Annotated in this window: 13 protein-coding genes; 5 read left to right on the top strand and 8 right to left on the bottom strand. The window is 60.0% G+C overall.

What is annotated here, in order from left to right; translation table 11 throughout:
• Window positions 1–70 precede the first annotated feature (70 nt).
• From IRZ24_RS01035 to IRZ24_RS01070, 8 genes are all read right to left on the bottom strand, one after another.
• Window positions 71–1,363, bottom strand: coding sequence for a gamma-glutamyl-gamma-aminobutyrate hydrolase family protein (locus tag IRZ24_RS01035; protein ID WP_297159742.1), 1,293 nt, complete (start codon window positions 1,361–1,363; stop codon window positions 71–73).
• A gap of 72 nt (window positions 1,364–1,435) precedes the next feature.
• Entirely contained in the window at window positions 1,436–2,785 is a 1,350-nt protein-coding gene (locus IRZ24_RS01040; RefSeq protein ID WP_297159744.1) for a hypothetical protein, read from the bottom strand.
• 422 nt (window positions 2,786–3,207) lie between these two features.
• The gene (gene lpdA / locus IRZ24_RS01045) at window positions 3,208–4,644 is read right to left on the bottom strand and encodes a dihydrolipoyl dehydrogenase (RefSeq protein WP_297159745.1); all 1,437 of its coding nucleotides are present in this window, start codon (window positions 4,642–4,644) and stop codon (window positions 3,208–3,210) included.
• A 179-nt stretch (window positions 4,645–4,823) separates the two neighbouring features.
• On the bottom strand, window positions 4,824–5,945 hold the full coding sequence (locus tag IRZ24_RS01050) for a hypothetical protein (protein ID WP_297159747.1): 1,122 nt from the start codon (window positions 5,943–5,945) through the stop codon (window positions 4,824–4,826).
• A gap of 303 nt (window positions 5,946–6,248) precedes the next feature.
• Window positions 6,249–7,712, bottom strand: a complete 1,464-nt coding sequence (locus IRZ24_RS01055) for an MFS transporter (protein WP_297159748.1) — start codon at window positions 7,710–7,712, stop codon at window positions 6,249–6,251.
• A 376-nt stretch (window positions 7,713–8,088) separates the two neighbouring features.
• A complete protein-coding gene (locus IRZ24_RS01060; protein WP_297159750.1) occupies window positions 8,089–8,349 on the bottom strand; it encodes a hypothetical protein in 261 nt (86 codons plus the stop codon).
• A gap of 197 nt (window positions 8,350–8,546) precedes the next feature.
• Complete coding sequence (locus tag IRZ24_RS01065; RefSeq protein ID WP_297159752.1) at window positions 8,547–9,713, bottom strand: acyl-CoA dehydrogenase family protein; 1,167 nt, start codon at window positions 9,711–9,713, stop codon at window positions 8,547–8,549.
• 402 nt (window positions 9,714–10,115) lie between these two features.
• Entirely contained in the window at window positions 10,116–12,257 is a 2,142-nt protein-coding gene (locus IRZ24_RS01070; protein WP_297159753.1) for a PucR family transcriptional regulator, read from the bottom strand.
• Between the two features lie 374 nt (window positions 12,258–12,631).
• On the opposite strand from IRZ24_RS01070, the gene IRZ24_RS01075 reads away from it, so the two are divergent.
• From IRZ24_RS01075 to IRZ24_RS01095, 5 genes are all read left to right on the top strand, one after another.
• Window positions 12,632–13,432 (top strand): ABC transporter ATP-binding protein, encoded by an 801-nt coding sequence (locus IRZ24_RS01075; RefSeq protein ID WP_297159754.1) that lies wholly within the window; start codon window positions 12,632–12,634, stop codon window positions 13,430–13,432.
• The gene (locus IRZ24_RS01080; RefSeq protein WP_297159756.1) at window positions 13,429–14,301 is read left to right on the top strand and encodes an ABC transporter ATP-binding protein; all 873 of its coding nucleotides are present in this window, start codon (window positions 13,429–13,431) and stop codon (window positions 14,299–14,301) included. The genes IRZ24_RS01075 and IRZ24_RS01080 overlap by 4 nt, the downstream gene beginning before the upstream one ends.
• 128 nt (window positions 14,302–14,429) lie before the next feature.
• A complete protein-coding gene (locus tag IRZ24_RS01085; protein ID WP_297159758.1) occupies window positions 14,430–15,329 on the top strand; it encodes a branched-chain amino acid ABC transporter permease in 900 nt (299 codons plus the stop codon).
• Window positions 15,326–16,579, top strand: coding sequence for a branched-chain amino acid ABC transporter permease (locus tag IRZ24_RS01090; RefSeq protein ID WP_297159759.1), 1,254 nt, complete (start codon window positions 15,326–15,328; stop codon window positions 16,577–16,579). Before IRZ24_RS01085 ends, IRZ24_RS01090 begins: the two co-directional genes overlap by 4 nt.
• A 174-nt stretch (window positions 16,580–16,753) precedes the next feature.
• On the top strand, window positions 16,754–18,016 hold the full coding sequence (locus tag IRZ24_RS01095) for an ABC transporter substrate-binding protein (RefSeq protein ID WP_297159761.1): 1,263 nt from the start codon (window positions 16,754–16,756) through the stop codon (window positions 18,014–18,016).
• Window positions 18,017–18,593: the final 577 nt, after the last annotated feature.

Consider the following 18,593-nt stretch of genomic DNA (forward strand, 5'->3'; position numbering starts at 1 on the left):
CTTGTAGTTCATCAAAGTCTCTTTGCCAATACCTACCTATACCGAGGCTAGGTGGCCCTGCGTGCTCACATCAGAGTGGAGGGAAAGTTTCCTCCTCCGGCACTGGCTGCAGACGTGTTCGCAAGCGCTTGCCGCTACTCTCTGGTGCCGCTGTCTCAGGCTCACTACTGATCGTGGTTGCCAGCAGCGGAGGCTCCTGGCGATAGAGCAGAGCCTGATCGCACTCGCGCAGCCAGGTGCGGATCTCGGGCAAGAACTGGTCCAGCTCCTCTAGCGGTAAGGAAGCATAGTGATAGCACGCATCCACATGGGCTGCAAACAGGCTATGGGCCCAGCCCAGATAAACCACCCACTCAGGATGAAACTGCACGGCCAGCCAGAAGCGGCGAGGGTCACTATCCTCGATGGCCTCGATCACTCCATCGGGAGCTGTTGCCGCGACGATCTGGCCCGGGGCCAGATAGCCAATCAGCTCACCCTCGGGGGTCACGTAGCCCACAATCTGGTGGTGCATGGATAGCACAGCATCGATATAGTTGCGCTGTGGGCCGCGAGCCTCTGGGCCGCGCAGGATGCGAGCCAGGCGGCTGCGCGGGTTGACGGCTATGGGATGCTCGATCCAGTTGTCGGCAGTGATGCGTCCCCGCGCCCGATGGGGGATTAAGGGCGGCATGGTGCGGGGCCACTGCGAACGGATATCTTGATAGAGGCCGCCGCCGCGGACTACATTCATCACCTGCATGCCGCGGCAGATCCCTAGCGTCGGAATGCAGAGCAGCCAGGCCAGGAGCGCACAGTAGCGCTCCCAGATGTCGCGCCATAATTCGGGCGTCTGAGTCTGCGGATGCATCACATCCCCGTAGAGGCAAGAATAGAAATCACCGCCGCCGGCAAAGACCAAACCATCGACGTTGCGCACGATGGGCCAGATAATGCGAAAGACCTCCTCGAAAATATCCTCGTTGCTCAGGATGTCGAAGGGGTCGCAGCTCTGCAGCATGGGCAACGTTGGCAGGACCAGCGGCTCCCCGCCGCTCTCAAAGACGGCGTTGACGGTGGCGGCGTCACCAGCATAGACGGGCCAGCCGCCGTCACGCAGGCAGCCGCTGGAGGAAAGCACGCCGATGCGTGGCCGGTAGTAGGACGGGAGCGGGCTTCGCTGTCGGCTACTGACAAAGCGGGCGATGCGCTCGGCCAAGGAGGCGCCGTGACGGATCGGCTCACTCAGCTCGTCGGTGCGGCGCTGGCTGAGCGCCTTGCTCTGACTCGGCTCCTCGCTCTGGCTCTGCACCTGAGCGAGGGTGCGCGCCTCTCGCACCCCTCGCGTAATCGTCTGCACATAGTAGTCAGGATCACGCGCCATAGACACCTGTCTCCTCTCTTCTACACACTGTGTCTTTGATTGATTCCCTTGCCTTAGCTTGATGGCTGCCACTCACTGCCCTGCCGATGACGAGTTGAGAGGGGTCACATCCAGGGTAGCTAGCCGTTCGATCGCATAGTGGATCTGGGTGACGCCATCCTGCAGCTCGCCCGTCTGAGGATCAAACTGGCCGACAAAGGCGTCCTGAGCCTGCTTGACCAAGGTGTCCAGGAGCGCCAGAGCCTGCGGTTGCCGGAGCTGGCTATTGCTCATGTGAACAAGCTGTATGGCCTCCTGGCGAATCTGCTGATAGAGGCTCTGAACCTTATTGAGGGCCTCGTTAATCTGTTGAGCCAGCTCTTCTTGCTCGCGGGTTGAGCCGGGCGATTGGACCACTCCCTCCAGGTGGATGCCGATGTGATGCAGATAGCCAGGCGGCTGCTGATTGGCGGCGAACTGCAACAGGCCCACGCGACCAATGTGCGGGTCCACCAGTACCGGCGAGCCGGGCGGCACGTCGGTGCCTAGAAACTCGATGCCGTCGAGATAGTCGAGGATGCGAATAAACTGGCGATGCATCAAATCGGTACTACCGTGGTTCCAGTCGTCGCGAGCTGCCCCTGCCCATTCAAGGATCTTCTGCCCGTTACGAAAGAGCCAGATGTCGAGGCCGCCGGGCAGGCCCAGCTTCTGCAAGGTGGGATCGAGTGCTAACAAATGGCGCAGGTGATCCAGTAAGCTATAGTGATGCTCGCTATCCTGAGGATCGGGAGTGTTGGGAATGACAGCCAAATAGCGCCAGGTGCTGCGATCAAGCGACGGCACTGTTGGCGTGGTTGAGGCATCCTCCTCAGTCACCAAAAAACGGCTGGCGATGCTCAGCAGATTCGTATGCTGCGAATCGCCCTTGTAAAAGAGGTGGGCAGCGCCCTGGCTCAGACTGAGCTTACCTAAAAGGATCGACTGGCTTTCGACTGTGTTATCGCTTTGGAGCCAGGCATAATACGCTTTGCCGGGCGCCGGAGGCGGAACCTTGCTAAGATCCACTTGCACCTGATCAGCAATGCCTTGACTGGTACTCACATTGACTTGACCGCTGCTCAAGAAGAAGACATGACCAATAATATGGCTGGTGGTGCCAGCCCCTGCTGGCTGAGACGCGGAGCCGCTACTGTGCGCGAAGGGGAGGAGATTGAGGCCGCCACTGATCAGCAAAACTATCAGCGAAATCGCCAGGGCCATGCCCACAATGATCGTTGGGAGCCAGGGCCGGCGCTGGGGCGCACTGCTGCCAAACTGCCCAAGAGGACGAGTCGTCGGCAGCGGTGTCAGCGGTTGCAAGCCCCCGCTGCTATGGCTACTGTTGCTGTTGCCAGTGGCTGGACCCGAACGCGCTGGCTGTTCAAAACGAAAAGGCTTCAAGGCAAACCCTCCTGTCTCTCTGGCCGCATGCAATGAAGAACAGGAAGAGCAGGCAGCGAGCCTAATCCGCTGGCCTTCGCTCGGCTTGCTCGGCTCGCTCGCCTCTGCTGCAAGTGTACGCGTCTCGCAAGCGGCCAAACGTCGTTTTTGAGAAAGCTTTAAAGGGCAGGCTCCCCGAAAATTTTGGACAAAGCGCCCTACTGGCGGGCCTCAGCGATCACAGTATGCCTCAATTGCTGTTACACTCAGGAGAGGCTTCGCCCAATCGTGGTAGAGGAGAGGGACAAGCAAGGCAGTGCCTTTGAAGGAGAGAGCGCTGAGGTAGCGTAGCAGTAGGCTCAAAGAAGGGCCTGCCGAGAGGGGATCGGCAGGCCAGTCAGTCTATGAGAGCGGCTGCGGGGAGAAAGCCAGGCGAAGCTGACTCAGCGAGTGCGAGCGGCGGCCTTAGGGGCTTTAGGCGGGATATGCAGCGGGCGCCCCTCAGCGGCAAGGATAGCCTCGCGCAGGCCCTCGCTCAGCGTAGGATGCGGATGAATGGTCTCAATAATTTCATCGCCGGTCAACTCGCCGCGCATCGCCACCGAATACTCGCTGATCAAGTTGGTTGCATCGGGGCCAATAATGTGGGCGCCGAGAATCTCGTTATACCTACCCAGAATGACCTTGGTAAAGCCATCGGTCTCCCCGATGGCCACCGCCTTCCCGATGGCACTCCAGGGGAAGCGCTCGACGCGGATCTCTTGGCCATACTGTTCGCGGGCCTGGGCCTCAGTCAGGCCGACAAAAGCCACCTCGGGGAAGGTATAGATAGGATTAGGCACGACGCTATAGTCCATCTTAGCGGCATGACCGAGAGCATTTTCTGCTGCGACCTCGCCCTCCATCGAGGCCACATGTGCCAGCCCGGCCCCGTGCACCAGGTCGCCGATAGCGTAGATGCCGGGCAAATTTGTCTCCATCCGCTCATTGACGCGCACCCTGCCGCGGTCGTGGTCCAGGCCCTGCTCAAACAACTGCTCCAGACCGCTGGTATTGGGGCGGCGGCTTACTGCCACCAGCACGTAGGCGCCGTGAAAGACCTGCTCGCCCTGCTCGCCGCGGGCGATCACCTTCTTCTGCTCAGCGTCGTCCTCGATAGCCTCGACCCTGGCCCCGGTGGCGATCGTGATGCCGCGGCGGCTCAGGATGCGCACCAGCAGGCGGCGTACCTCCTCATCGACAGGGGCCAAAATATCGGGCAGCATCTCGACAATAGTCACGCGCGAGCCGAGGGCCTGGAACATGCAGGCCAGCTCGACCCCGATCACGCCGCCACCCACACACACCACGCTCTCGGGCACCTCTGTCAGATTCCAGCACGTATCACTATTGATGACATTACGCCCGTCGATGCCAGGGAACGGCGGCATCAGCGGCAGCGAGCCATTGGCCAGAATTACTTTCTCGGCGCTGAACTGCTCGCGGCTGCCATCGCTCTTCGTTACCGTCACTGTGCGATTGGCCTCGACGCTGCCCAGTCCCTCGTAGATTGTCACGCTGTTGCCCTTCAGCAGCGTGCCCACGCCGTTCGTCATGCGTTTGACTACCTTATCCTTAAAAGCCATAGCGCGGCGCATATCGAAGGTCGGTGGCTGCGGCAGCGTGATCCCCAGCTCCGCCAGCGAAGCGAGACGGTGCAGGCTCTCTGCGACATGCAGCATGGCCTTAGAGGGAATGCAGCCGACATTCAGGCAGGTCCCGCCAAGATACTGCTTCTCGACGATGGCCACGCGAGCACCAAGCTGAGCCGCTCGAATGGCTGCCACATACCCGCCTGGACCGGCGCCAATCACAGCTACATCATAGTGGCTACTGGTCATGGAACTTCTCTCCTGCAACCCATTTGCGTTGTGGGTACCTCAGTCAGTATAGCACGTTCCAGAGAGCGCGACCAGCAGCCTGCTTTCTTCTGATCACTCTGGCTCAGCCGCACCGCATCGCCGTCCTGTAGCTTGCAGCTCGGCGAGCACGCTACTCCGACTACCCCTCTCTCGGACGCTCACGGGCGCAGGAGCACCAACAGTACGCCCAGCAGCAAGAGGACGCCGATGGCGGCGAAGACTCCCGCGTTCAGCAGCATATTGCTGCGCGCCTGCTCGCGAAATTGCTCCGATGGAAGACGCAGCGGGTCGGGGGAGGCGCTCAGCGCGAACTCGTCGTCTTGCTGCTCAAGGTAACGCTCTAGCAGAGCCTCTAGATCCCGTTGCATGGCCGTGGGATGGGGATAGCGCTGAGCCCGCGACAGACTAAGCTGACGTACAAGGATCATCTCCATCTGGGGACTGACGGCGGGATTCAAGCGCCGCGCCGGCGGATGGAAGAAAACCAGGCGTTCATTGGGGTCATAACCGGTGACGGCATGGTGTAGGGTGGCTGCCAGACTGTAGAGGTCGGCAGAAGGATCAAGCTCGCCGCGGACCTCCTCCGGGGCGTAATAGCCTGCCGCGACCTTGTCTCCTTTCTCCAGAGGGGGATCGGGGGGAAAGAGGGGAATGTGGATCAGCCAGGCCGTCTGCTGGGCCGTGTTGATGATGATGGTCTCCGGGTTAATGGAGCCGTGCACAATCGGTGGTTGCTGCTCAGCAAGAATGGCCAACAGGCCGCAGAGCTGATAGCCATAGTGCACCACTTGAGCCTCGGGCAGGGCTCCCCCCTGACGCTTGAGCAGCGTCCCCAGGGTCTCCCCTTCTGGCTGGCTCAACACCAAAAAATAGCTGCCACGCTCGCTGAAGCCATCTATGACCTGGGGAAAGCCTTGGTGCTGACCAAGACGCTGCTGGCGCTCCATCACCTGGGCAATCACCTGGTTCGCGCTCGTGCGTTGCAGTAGTTCCGGTGGCATGAGCACCTCACGAATCAGCACCGGCCGGCGTCCTAATTCCTGATCAATGGCTGACCAGGCTCGCCCCTGGCGACGCTGCGTCTCCGGCAGAGGTACCGGCCCCTGTATGCGGTACCGACCCTTCGCTAGGCTGTCACCACGCATGAGTAAATACTGCTGAGGCTGAGGTAAGCCAAGGAGCGTGCCTGTGGTGGGCGGCGTCATTGCTGACTGGTAGCCACAGCGCGGACAACGACCGTCAAAGAACATTCCCTCGTATGCGCAACGTGGACACCGCATACGCTACCTCTCCTTTTCTGGCTTCCGAGCCAGATGAACTGCTAACAACTTCGTTTTTTCTATTCTCGCCTCATATACACCTGGTATGCTAGATAAAGAAGAGTGGTGCAAGGTCTCAGTGTCGATCTCATCAGTTGGACAGAGAGCACGCCTGCTCATCGTTGAGCAATGAGATAGTTAGATAGAGTGCAACAAAACGAATAAACGAATAGAAGACAGGTAAAACAGAGCCGAGCCAGACAGAGCGAGAGCCGGCGCTGACTGAGGGTCGGCCCTGCATACAAGTTCATACGGGAAGACCGCCTAGGGTGAAACCTCATCTAGGCGCTTCTGCCGGGTGGAAGGGCCAAACTGTGCCAGCAGGGCGGCCAGCAGCAGAAAGCTGCCGATGAGCACAAAGGTACCACCTGGCCCCAGACGCGTCACCAGCGACGTCACATAGCTGACGCCGATGCCACCGCCGACATGGCCAATGCCGTCAACCAGGGCGAAGCCGCTGGCACGCGCTCGCGTCGGGTAATTCTCCGTCGACCAGGAGTAGACCATTGGCAGCCAGATGTAGCAGCCCATTCCCAGCACGATGGTTCCGAGAGCCGCCAGTCCAAAGCTGTTGCCACTGAAAGCAACAGTGACCTCTCCCAACATTGTCAGCAAAGCGGCCACCAGCAGCCAGATCTTGCGTTCGACGTATTCGCCAAGCAAGTAAGCCGAGAGGGCGCAGATCGTACTGCCAATGATACCGCATGAAGTGATCAGACCGGCTTCGGCAACTGGATAGTGGAGGGCCACCAACAAGGTCGTCATGCCTGAAATATTCGAATAGACCGTGATATAGGCCAGCAACCAGATGACCAGGAGCAGAATGGTGCGTTTGAAATAGAGCGTATTGCTGAAGATCTCCTTGTAGCCAGTGCGCCGATCGTAGATGGGGACCTGGAGCTCCGGCTCCGGCGGCGGCAGCTCGCCACCCAGATGCTGGCGGGCGTAGTCTTCCATGCGTTCAACAACGCGCTCGGCCTCATAGATACGGCCTTTGGTAATAAGCCAGCGCGGCGATTCAGGGAGCTGGAAGCGCAGCAGTAGACCGATAAAGGCCAACGAGGCGCCAATAGCATAAACAACGCGCCAGCCGAAGGTAAAATGTGGGCCGGCCAGCGCAATGGGCAATCCGTAGGGAAACGGTTCTGGCGGCGTCGTCAAATAAAAGCCGAGCCAGACGCCCAAGGAGCCTCCCAGCGAAGACAGGATGAAAGTGAGAGCTGTGTAGCGGGCGCGCGCCCCGCGCGGGGCCAGCTCATTCACATAGGTATTGACCAGGGCCAGATCGGCCCCGATCCCAACGCCGGTCAACGTGCGCGCCAGCACAAAATGTGTATAGTCTCCCACAAAGGCCGTGTAGAGGGAGCCAAGGCCGGTAATGGACATAGTGACTACCATCATGTCGCGGCGTCCGTAGCGGTCTGCCAGCGGACTAAAGATCAAGGCTCCCACGACATAGCCTAGCAGATTCATAAGAACAGGGAAGCCCAGATACTGGCTGGCTGTAAGCGGGAGGCAGCCAACAATAATTTGGGTGCAGGTCTGAATGAAGGAGACATTGATGTCGCCGATATCGTAGAACGTGAAGAGCAACCCCAGACCAATCACCAACAGCACAGTTCGCGGTAAGGCCCAGATCGGAATACGGTCTTGCCGGGCAATGATCGCCGCCGCAACGCGCGATTTCTTCTGGCCAGGAAAGACAACTCTGCTCGCTTGAGCTGACATACTGTACTCCTATTGCTTTTACGTCTGGGAAATCAGCTTCTTTACAAGAAGAGGGCATATTCTTTTCTCTGATCCCTGATGGCCTCCCTGAGCACAAAATCAAGAAACGCCAGAATGCTTGTCTTCACACGCTTGTTATCCACTCAGGCAGCATATGAGAAGGCGACATATGCAGAGCCATTGTAGAGAAAAAGTGGCAGGTAGACAATGTTTGGCAGGACAAATTGCAAAGGAGAAATTGTACTCAGCGACAAGCCTAAGAGTCAGTTAGCCCCGCCCCCTGATCTCCCCTGTGGCGGTGAGGGAGACCAGGGCGGCCGGGGCCAACTGCTGGCTCGTGCGGGCTGAGCATGTGGATGGAGAGGGGACAGGCTTCTTAGCTCTCTGGAAGGCCATCGAGATGGCGAGCGATCAGCGTCATGGCCTGCTCACCAACCAAGGCCCGCAACTGCGCGTGAATCTCCCCCATGCGTTCCATGCGCCGCGTGATAAAGCGATGGCGGCTCACTCCCAGGGCCAGGCCCTGTAAGCCACGTTCAGCCGCCTCATACTCGGCCTGAATCTGGGCGAGCAGGCGGGCCACCTCAGACCTGGACCCGGACCCATCTGTGCCGGGCTGCTCTTCGGATACGGACATAGCCAGCTCCTACGTTCTTCCTTCCAGGGTGAAACCAATGCACAACCGCTCTCCCACCCGTCCCTAGGCGAGGTCTGGCTGTCCTTGCCAGAGAAGGCCTTTCTTTCTGCCTTCCTTGCCTGCCCGCTCCTGCTGGCGGCGGATCAGGAAACTGACTCTTCAAGGGCGGCGCGAGCTGGCCCGCAAGCCAGCCAGCTTTAGAGTGTCTCACCGACCTTGACGTGACCGCGCAACAGGTTGCGGGCAATGATAAAGCGCTGGATCTCGTCGGTCCCCTCGAAAATGCGCCAGACACGCATTTCGCGATACCAGCGCTCGATAGGCAGTTCTTTGGTATAACCCATGCCGCCATGAATCTGCAGCACACGATCGACGACGCGATTGGCCATATTAGCGCCGTACAGTTTGGCTACCGAGGCGGCATGGCGGTTATCCATCTGCTGCTCTGCCTGCCAGGCGGCGAACAGGGTCAGCCAGCGGGCAGCCTCGATCTCCACGTAGGAGTCGGCGATCATCCACTGGATGGCCTGGCGCTCGGCAATTGGCTTGCCGAAGGTGACGCGCGTACGAGAATACTCGATCGCCATCTCCAGCAAACGCTCGGCGGCCCCGACAGCGCGCGCGGCAATGTGCCAGCGACCGGCGCCGATCCACTTCATGGCGAGCTGGTAGCCCTGGTTTAAGCCGCCGAGAATATTCTCCTCGGGAACACGCACGTTCTCAAAATAGAGGGCCGCTGGTCCCCAGGAGCCCATTGTGGGAATGTAGCTCGAGCGCCAGCCCATCTCTCGATCGACCAGGAAGCAGGTCAGGCCCTCGCGTACCCCCTTCTCAGGGTCGGTCAGGGCGAAAACCATAGCAAAGTCGGCCTCGTTGCCGTTGGTGATAAAGATTTTTTCGCCGTTGAGGACCCACTCATGGCCATCCTTGACGGCCCGCATCTTGAGGTTAGAGACATCGGAACCGGCCCCTGGCTCGGTCAATGCAAAGCAGGAACGGCGTTCGCCGTTAATGGTTGGGATCAGGTAGCGCTTCTTCTGCTCTTCGTTGCAACTGTAGAGAATGTTGTCGGCGGAGCCGCCGAAGGTGAAAGGCACAAAGGTGCGGTAGAGTTCAATGGTGATGACCGCGGTCATAATCGGGCCAAGATTAGCCCCGCCGTACTCCTCGGGCGTATTAATACCCCAAAAGCCCAGTTCTCGAGCCTTCTGCTGCAGCTCGCGGAGCTTGGCGCGGTCCAAGCCGGGGCGTCCCTCTCGCTCGTTGCGCAAGACCTCGCCTTCCAGTGGCATCAGCTCCCTCTTGACAAAGGCGCGCACCGTCTCCTGAATCATCTTCTGTTCTTCTGTCAGGCGGAAATCCAAAGTTCTCCTCCTCGTTGGTTGCTCGCAGCTCGTGCTCTCCCATCAAGCTGGAACTGGGCCGCGCTGCTTCGGCTGACCAGGCTCTATGGTCTGCACTAGCCATCTTTGGGCCGCAGATTGGATGGCCTCAAGATGTCATCTGGTCAGCCGATCGGTTGGTCAGCCGACAGCCCAGCAGCTAGGGCTGATCAGGACGCCTGGTCCGGGTACAGAGCTATTGTATGGGGAGAACAACGGGGGAAGGCAATGTTTTGACTGACAAATTCAAGGCCGCTCCTTTGTCGTAGGAAACAGGGAGTGCCCGCCGTGTCAGGCCGGGAAAGGCGGACTGCACTCCCTGTCAGGCTGGCCCGCTGAGCTGGTTCGAGCGAAGCGCTGCGCTGGGGACCAGGGCGCGCGCACTCAGCGGCCTGTGGAGCTGGCTCCTTGTTCCGCGTGGGTGCGCTGCCAGATGAAGGCCGCCAGCGCCATCGCCGTTTGCTCCTTAGGCGTATGCTCATCGCTGCCGAGCAGGTCCTGGGCGCGGTGCAGACGATAGCGGATCGTATTAACATGGACGCCGAGGCGCTCAGCTACTGCCTGGGCCGAGCCGAGCGTTTGGGCCAGCACAAAGGTTTCGGTCAGATGCGAGCCGGTGGCGCGATCGTAGTCGAGCAGGGGCTTAAGCAGTTTGGCAGCGAAGGCCTCCAGGTCCTTGATCAGGCGCGGATTCTCGAGCAGGCTATCGAGGCCGAAGGTATAGACGTCAAGCAGGTACTCACCGTAGCCCTCGCGGCGAGCCTTGTGCGCCAGGGCGATAGTGTGGGTCAGCCCCATCTTCAGGTCTTCCAGCGAGTGGTAGCGTCCGCCGTAGACGATCCACAGGGGCTGAACGCCGCAGTGCTGCAACAAAGCATCGCGCACCTTTGAGGGTGGCTGAGGCGCCTGGCCCTCCAACAAAACGATGGCAGTATCGTCATCGACAAAGATCAGCGGACTCTTCAGGCAATCCAGGACCACGCTCTCAGCGATCATGCGCTTGCGAGCCGACTTCATGGCCTGCAGACCCTCTAAGGGCCAGGCCAGCACCCAGAACTGTCCGCGCTCGACTGGCAAACCGAGCCGATAGCCATCCTGCTCTACGTATTGCAAAGACTGACTCTTGAGCAGCGAGCGAAGCCACTGCTCACGGCGGCGGTCAAGCTGATCCTGCGCCTGCTCCAGGCGCGTGATGACCAAGTTACAGGCCACTACCAGATCGTAGAGGAAATCCGGCCATTGCGGCGGTGGCAGTGGCACCGCGGGAGAAAGATAGATCGAGCCGGGACGCTCAAGGCCAGCTAGCGCCAGCGGCACCACCTGCACCTTTTCTGGCTGACGAGCACGCTCGGCACGCAGTTGCTCCAGCTCCTCGCTACGAGCCAGCACATAGGGCTTGCCGCTGCCATCGGTCACAATCACCGGTCCCTTGATCAGTTGGCTGGCCCAATTCTCAACGGCCTCTATCCGGTTAGCGTGTAGCAGCAGCTCATACCAGGCCGTCTTAGCATCGGGTGTACGGGTCAGGCCAGGCCAATGGATCACAGCAGGGCGTTCGGCGGGTGGCAACGGCTCGAGCAAGCGAGTCAAGCGCTGGCCAAGAAGGAACTCGGCCAGTGAAAAGGGGGCGACGGTGCGGCGCGTTGTATAGAGCACCGCGGCCACATGAGCGCTGCCATCGGAGATCCTCTGCGAGCGCACCGGCAGAGCCATACCCGAGCGCACCTGTTCGCGATCGACGATGTCGCAGACACTGGGGTCGCGGTAGGGTGAATTGCGGTAATCGCCGCGCCCCATAGGAGTTCCGTAGGCGGCGACGCGACCGCCGATGCCGCGTCCCAGGCCCAGGGCAAAGCCGAAATTGTGATGGAGGGCACCCAAATGGCCGGCGATCTCCACCACATCGTTATAGGCGCGGCCCCAGAAGGTGAAATCGGCATGGGTCACAATGCGCGCCAGGCTCAAAATAGCGGCCAGCGCCTGGGTATCGCCATGAGCCAGGGCCTCAATCAAAGCGCGGTCGTGCACGGGCGAGCTAGGCGAGAAATACTGTTCTTCCTTTTCCTCCACCTCTAGCAGGGCCTCCAGCGTCTGGCGAACGCGGAGCAATCCTTCGCTTGGAGGGAGAGCGAAAGCGCCGCCCTCGCCTGGTGTGGGCCAAAGAATCCAGAACGCACACCGACCGCTGGCGGGGGAAGCGAGTTTCAGGAAGAGCGCCGGGGGCATATCGCTCAAGCCGGTGCGTAGATCGCGTTCGAGTGTGCCGGCCACGACCTCGGGGGAAGGATCGAGGCGCGCTGACAGCCAGCGGTGCATAGCATTGCGTCGGATACCAGCGTAATAGACCCTCCACGGCCCCTTACGCTGTGGAGAGGGCCAGATCAAAGCTGTGGCTACGGCAGGCATGCGGGGCAGCAACTCCTGGAGAGCGCGCGTGATCGCGTCATCGCGCTGCTCTGGGCAGAGGGCTGCGCTCTTCAGGGCATGAGTCACGGGGGTCCAGGGATCTGGAGAATGCTCTTGCATAGTGGCGCCCTCGCCATTGTGGAAGCCAACAAATAGCCATCCGCCAATTTGTAGATGAAGACATTGTATACCATCACGCTGCCTGTTTACAATAGGCTTGCACGAAACGCCAGAGGCCGCCAGGGTCGCTACCAGCGGTAAGGAGCCAGGCCTGCGGCGATGGAGGCGAGGAAAGAGAGGGCCAGCCGAACAACCGGGCACTCGCCAGAATGGGCCAGCCTCTCTAAGCGGTGGTAGCCGCCTGGCAGGTGTCGGATAGAAAGCTGCCTGGGGTGAGCGACAGAGCCGCTGCGCTCTGTCTGTGCGGGTAGCCTAAGCAGGGAAGCGGACCGAACGAGAATCAGTCAGCATCGCTGCCGACGGAGGAAGCGCCTATGCTCGTGCTGCAGGACGTTGCCGTCACTTATCAGAATGTCATCCCTGCGCTGCGGGGAGTCTCGCTGGAGGTCCCTGACAAGGTAGTTGTTGCCCTGCTGGGAACGAATGGAGCTGGCAAGACAACCCTCCTGCGCGCCATTTCCGGCCTGCTCCCGCTGCATCGAGGCGCGCTGGTTGGCGGTCAAATCCTCTTTGAGGGCGAGCGGATCGATCGCCTCTCGCCCACGCGCATTGTCCAGTTAGGTATTGCCCAGGTACTGGAAGGGCGCCGTCTCTTTGAAGACCTGACAGTAGACGAGAACCTCTACGCTGGGGCCATCACGGTGCGCAATCCCGCGGCTGTACGGCGTGCCTATGATCGTGTCATGAGCCTCTTCCCGAACCTCGCCGAGCGGCGGACCAGTCGTGCTGGTTACCTCTCGGGGGGAGAACAGCAGATGCTAGCCATTGGGCGTGCGCTCATGGCCTCGCCGCGCCTGTTACTTCTCGACGAACCTTCTCTAGGATTGGCCCCTTTCATGGTGCAGCGCATTCGCAGCATTATCGCTGAGATCAATGCCGAAGGCACTGCGGTCCTGCTTGTCGAGCAGAATGCCCAAATGGCTCTCTCCGTCGCCCACTACGGCTACGTCCTCGAAACTGGGCAGGTGGCCCTGGCCGCGCCCGCTGCTCGCCTCTTGCAAGAGGAAAACATTCGTCAGTTCTACCTGGGGCTGCGTGAAGGAGAACGGCAGCTAGCGCTTGGGCGCCTTCGCCAGCGGCGAGCCCAGACGGCAGAGAGGAGGTGGCAGGCATGAGCGAGGTTCCTAATCGCCTCAACCTGGCTAGCGACAACCACCAGCCAGGGAAGAATGAGCCACTCTTGCGCGTTGAGCAGCTCTCGGTCCGCTTTGCCGGAGTACGGGCCCTCAGCGATGTCTCTTTTGAGGTCTGGCCGGGCGAACTCTTTGCTGTCATTGGCCCTAATGGCGCCGGCAAAACCTCCCTCTTCAATGTGCTCTCGCGCGTCTACCAGCCCGAGACAGGTCATGTTACCTTTGCAGGCCAGGATCTGCTGCGGCTCAAGCCCCATCAAGTGGCCAGGGCTGGGATCGCGCGTACCTTCCAAAATATGGGCCAGTTCCCCACCATGACTGTTCTGGAGTACCTGCTCCTGGGTCGTCACACACGCATGCGTAGCGGTATCCTGCGCGCCGGCCTCTTTATCGGCCCGACACGCCGTGAGGAGTGGGAGAACCGGGCCTACTGTCTCCATATCCTCGATCTGCTGAACCTGAAAGAGGTGCGCGATCGACCTCTGGGCAGCCTGCCCTATGGTTTGCAGAAACGGGCCGACCTGGCGCGCGCGCTGGCAATGGAGCCGCGTCTGCTGCTCCTGGATGAGCCAGTAGCGGGCATGAGCCTGGAGGAGGTCGAAGAGATCGCCGAGGTCATTCTCGAGATCAAAGAGCAGCTCGGCATTACTCAGATCCTCGTTGAGCACGATATGGCTTTGGTGATGGGCCTGGCCGACCGTATTCTTGTCCTGGACTTTGGCCGCGTCATCGCTGAGGGCAGGCCGGCAGAGATCCAGGCCAATCCGGCAGTCATCAAGGCCTATCTGGGCGAGGAATCAGAACAACTGCCGGCACCCGTCGATGATCTGCCCGCCGTCTCCGAGAACTAGGGACAGCCTGGAACTGGTAACATACAGCTTGCCTGCTGCAGGCGCCTGTTGCCTTGGCCTACCGTGGAGCAGGTCTTGAGTAGGCTGTTGCGGTTGGCTATCTACTTGTGCAGGAGGAGCAATGAGCGATGGCCTATTTCCTTCAGTTGGTCTTTGCGGGCATAGCCCAGGGCTGCATCTATGCTCTCATTGGACTGGGCTTTAGCATCATCTTTAAAGCGAGCCAGGTCATTAATTTCGCCCAGGGTGAGCTGTTGCTTGTCGGAACCTACATTGTAGCAAGCGCTGTCCTCAACTGGCATCTACCCTTTTTGCTGGCTCTGCCCTTGGGCTTGCTAGTCACCGTGGTCATCGGCCTGCTCTTTGAACGCCTTGTTCTGCGCAGGATGATTGGTCGTCCGCCCTTCACTATCCTCATGATTACCATTGGTCTGGACATCATTCTGCGCACGCTGGTCATCGTAGGCTGGGGGTCACGTACCATTCCAGCGGCCACGCCCTTCAGCGTCACCAGCGGCTTCAATGTGGCTGGGGTACACCTGGGCAGTAGCGACCTCTGGACAATTGCGGTGACGGTAGTCCTCTGCGCCGCCCTTTACTATTTCTTCCGTCACACGCGCTACGGTCTAGCCATGCGGGCCACAGCCCTCGATCAGGAGGCGGCACTAGCCATTGGCATCGATGTGCGCACTGTCTATGCGCTAGCCTGGGGTCTGGCGGCGGCCATCACGACGCTCGGGGGCGTGTTGCTGGCCATCGACAGTCTGGCGATTGATCCCAATTTCGGCAATGCGGCCCTGGTCGCCTTTCCGGCCATTATTCTGGGTGGTCTCGACTCCATCAGTGGCGCGGTTGTCGGAGGCGTCATCATCGGTCTGACCAGCGTCCTGACCGCTGGTTACGAGAGCCGTTTACCGGCGGTCATTGGCACTGGTCTGCACGAGGTCACACCTTATTTGCTGATGATCCTCATCCTTCTGATTCGTCCCTACGGTCTCTTCGGCTCAAGAAAGGTAGAGCGCGTATGATCGCGACACGGGAGCACAGCCATAGCCGTCATCACCGTCAAGAGCTGCCGCGCGAAGCCGAGCCGCCGCGCCTGCTGGGGAGTCCTGGACGCTGGCTCTGGTTGGGGGTTGGTGTACTGGCGCTGCTTCTCTTCTTCTCGCTGGCCGGCGACGACTGGTTCACCATTGTCAACTACTGCCTGATTGCGGCGATCGCCACTCTGGCGCTCAATCTGCTCTCGGGCTACACTGGGCAGATCTCGCTGGGACTGGCCTTCTTCATGGGCCTGGGAGGTTACACGGCGGCGCTCCTGGGGGGCAATCCGCCTGTAGGGCCGCTTGATCCCTGGGGCCTGGGCCTGCCCGTCTTCGTCTGGCTACCGGCGGCAGGCCTGGTTGCGGCTCTGGTCGGGGCACTGGTTGGCCCGAGCGCCCTACGTCTGCGCGGTTTCTACCTGGGCATTGTGACCCTGGCGCTGGTCTTCATCGGCAATTATCTATTCCGTAATCTGCGCTTCATCACTGGGGGGCCACAGGGACGCAATTTCCCGGTGCCAACCTTTGGCAGCGTCTCGCTCGATCAGCAGAATAGCCTCTTGGGCATTGCTCTGACTTCAGGGCAGCAGTATTTCTTACTCATGCTGCTGGTTCTCCTGCTCTCGGCACTCTTTGTCTACAATCTCAGCCGATCGCGCGTCGGGCGCGCCATGCGGGCCGTGCGAGACCATGAGGTGGGCGCTGCCATCATGGGGGTGAACCTCTTTGAGGTCAAGATGGGGGCCTTCGTGGTCTCCTCGTTTCTAGCAGGCGTGGCCGGCGCGCTCTACGTCTCCTATGCGCGCTATGTGATCCCCGACTATTGGAGCTTGAGCCTCTCGATCCAGTTTGTGGCGGCCATCATCATCGGGGGAATCGCCGATGTCTGGGGGTCCATCTTGGGGGCGGCCTTCGTCTTTGCTCTGCCCCAGATCATCGACTACTTCTCACTGCTGCCGCCCAGTACCGGCGGCGGGGGCCTCAGCAGCGGCGACTTGAATGCCTTGCTTTATGGACTGCTGATCATTGTCTTCCTGCTGTTTGAGCCTGGCGGAGTCATTGGTCTGCTGCGCCGCTTGCGCCCCACCGCGCGTCGGCTCCGGCCAGTGGGGGCGGGAGTGGGTAAGGCTGCAGTCAATGAAGGGGGTGAAAATATTGAGGTGGTCGATCTGCTGCAACACGCACCTGAGAGCGGCGAGGAAGGAAGGGGGCCGCGCGGGGGCCGCACATCTTAAGCCGAGCCTGGTGCGCCAGGATCAGCTTGCTGTCGTTGCCCCTGTTCTCCTCTCTCGGCCGCCTTCCAGAGAGGCTCATCTGAGCTTTCCGGCAGTCAAAAAGACCATTAGAAACAAACCAGCCGGTTCTCTGTAGTATTTTGTGCCTTTGGCTCGATAAGGGGGTAATCGCTCATGGTCACCAAACGCTTCTTGTTTACCTGTATACTCATCCTCCTGGCCGGTCTACCGATTCTTGCGGGCTGCGCGGGCAGCAGCACCGGCAGCACTACGGGTGGACTGAAGGCGGGGCCTGGCGTCGATCTTAACAAGAAGACGATTACGCTGGGCATTCTCTCGCCCTACTCGGGACCGGTGGCCGGGCCGGTTGGCATCCCGATTGCTAATGGCGTCAAAGCCTTCTTCTACCACGTCAATGATCACGGCGGGATTAACGGTTTCAAAGTTCAGTTTATTGAACAGGATACGCAGTACAGCCCGCAGCTAGAAGTACAGAAATATAATCAGATCCGCAACCAGGTGCTGATGATCGCCGACAGCCTTGGAACGCAGCCAACCTTTGCCATCAAGGACCTGGCGGCAGCCGATCACATGCTGGTCTCGGCGGCTACCCTCTCATCGGCGCTGGCGCGTGAGAAGTACCTGATTCTAGTCGGCACGCCTTACCGTCTGCAGGTTGAGAACGCCTTTGACTACATTGTCAACAAGCTTGGGGTCAAGAATCCGGACACGGCCATCATCTACCAGAACGATGACTATGGCCAGGACGGCCTGACAGGCTACCGCGAAGCGGTCAGCGTCTATCATCTGCACGACGTGGCTCAGGTCTCCTTCGCGGTCAATGACACCGACTTCACGGCTCAGGTGGCGCAGCTAAAGGCTTCTGGGGCGAAGTATGTCTTTATGACAACGCTACCAACGGCAACGGCGACCATTATCGCCACGGCCTACAAGCTGGGCTACAATCCGCAGTGGATTCTGCAAAGCCCGGCTTTCTCGATTCAACTGTTGGCGGTACCGGCCCTGAAGCCACTGATCAGCCGGGCCTGGGTGGTCTCTCAGGGGGCGGCCTGGGGCGATACCAGCGTGCCGGGCATGAAGCAGATGTTAGAGGATCAGGCCAAGTACTTCCCGAAGCAGCAGCCCGATGGCTACTTTGAGTTTGGCTATGCCGAGTCCTATGTGACCTACGCCATTCTCAAAAAGGCGATGGAGAACGGCGACCTGACGCGCGATGGCCTCTTCCGCGCCTTTGAGTCGCTGCAGTCAGTGGATATGGGCGGTCTCCTGCCACCGGCGCACTATGGCTCGACTCCCGATCAGCGCGTGCCGACCCGCGATTCGGTGATCTATCAGGTAGATGCTACCCAGCCCGCCGGTGTCAAGCCGATCTCGCCCGATTTCACTGGAGTGGCTGCCAGCCAGTCTCATTTCTAAGCCAGGCTCACTAGCTCGCTCCTTTTCTTCCCTGTCTGCCCTGGTGCGTGGTTGCTCATGACGACCGGCTGCCCTCGCTCTGCTGTCCTGCAGGCTGCAGGGCAGCCGGTGAGCTTGGAGAGCGCCTGATCAGCCCCTGAGAGGCGCCTGACCGGACTGGCAGAAGCTGCCCGAACTGTCAGCCGCTCCATTTCGCTTCCTCTCTGGTCTTGCTCTTGCTCTGCATCCCTCTCGCCTGCTCTTGCCTTGGCGCCTGTCCTTGCTCGCTTGCCTGACCCAACTGGTCTATTCGCTTGCACTGCCAGCGATGAAAGCCAACTAGGACGCGTATATATAAATGGAAGCTATCTGGCTGGCTTCCAGCTCGCGACCAGCGCCGACTCTCTGGCCGAGCGCAGAGAAAAAGGCCCTGGCTAGCCGGCCCCTCGCTGGCGGTGGCCTTGCTGCTCGCAGTGAGCGGGGTAAGGTCAAGCAGAGCCTGGTTTTATTGCTTAATTATTGAAATTTATTGATTGGAGTGCATTATCAAGCATTTCCCGGATGCAACATGTGTGTTCTCTCTGTTGCGGCGGGAGTA

Source organism: Thermogemmatispora sp. (assembly GCF_019683755.1).
Classification (GTDB): Bacteria; Chloroflexota; Ktedonobacteria; order Ktedonobacterales; family Ktedonobacteraceae; genus Thermogemmatispora.

Excerpts from the sequence above, each read along its gene's own strand:
- IRZ24_RS01050 (WP_297159747.1), bottom strand. The coding sequence starts at position 5,945 with ATGCGGTGTCCACGTTGCGCATACGAGGGAATGTTCTTTGACGGTCGT.
- IRZ24_RS01070 (WP_297159753.1), bottom strand. The coding sequence starts at position 12,257 with ATGCAAGAGCATTCTCCAGATCCCTGGACCCCCGTGACTCATGCCCTG.
- IRZ24_RS01080 (WP_297159756.1), top strand. The coding sequence starts at position 13,429 with ATGAGCGAGGTTCCTAATCGCCTCAACCTGGCTAGCGACAACCACCAG.
- lpdA (WP_297159745.1), bottom strand. The coding sequence starts at position 4,644 with ATGACCAGTAGCCACTATGATGTAGCTGTGATTGGCGCCGGTCCAGGC.
- IRZ24_RS01055 (WP_297159748.1), bottom strand. The coding sequence starts at position 7,712 with ATGTCAGCTCAAGCGAGCAGAGTTGTCTTTCCTGGCCAGAAGAAATCG.
- IRZ24_RS01075 (WP_297159754.1), top strand. The coding sequence starts at position 12,632 with ATGCTCGTGCTGCAGGACGTTGCCGTCACTTATCAGAATGTCATCCCT.
- IRZ24_RS01085 (WP_297159758.1), top strand. The coding sequence starts at position 14,430 with ATGGCCTATTTCCTTCAGTTGGTCTTTGCGGGCATAGCCCAGGGCTGC.
- IRZ24_RS01095 (WP_297159761.1), top strand. The coding sequence starts at position 16,754 with ATGGTCACCAAACGCTTCTTGTTTACCTGTATACTCATCCTCCTGGCC.
- IRZ24_RS01060 (WP_297159750.1), bottom strand. The coding sequence starts at position 8,349 with ATGTCCGTATCCGAAGAGCAGCCCGGCACAGATGGGTCCGGGTCCAGG.
- IRZ24_RS01035 (WP_297159742.1), bottom strand. The coding sequence starts at position 1,363 with ATGGCGCGTGATCCTGACTACTATGTGCAGACGATTACGCGAGGGGTG.
- IRZ24_RS01090 (WP_297159759.1), top strand. The coding sequence starts at position 15,326 with ATGATCGCGACACGGGAGCACAGCCATAGCCGTCATCACCGTCAAGAG.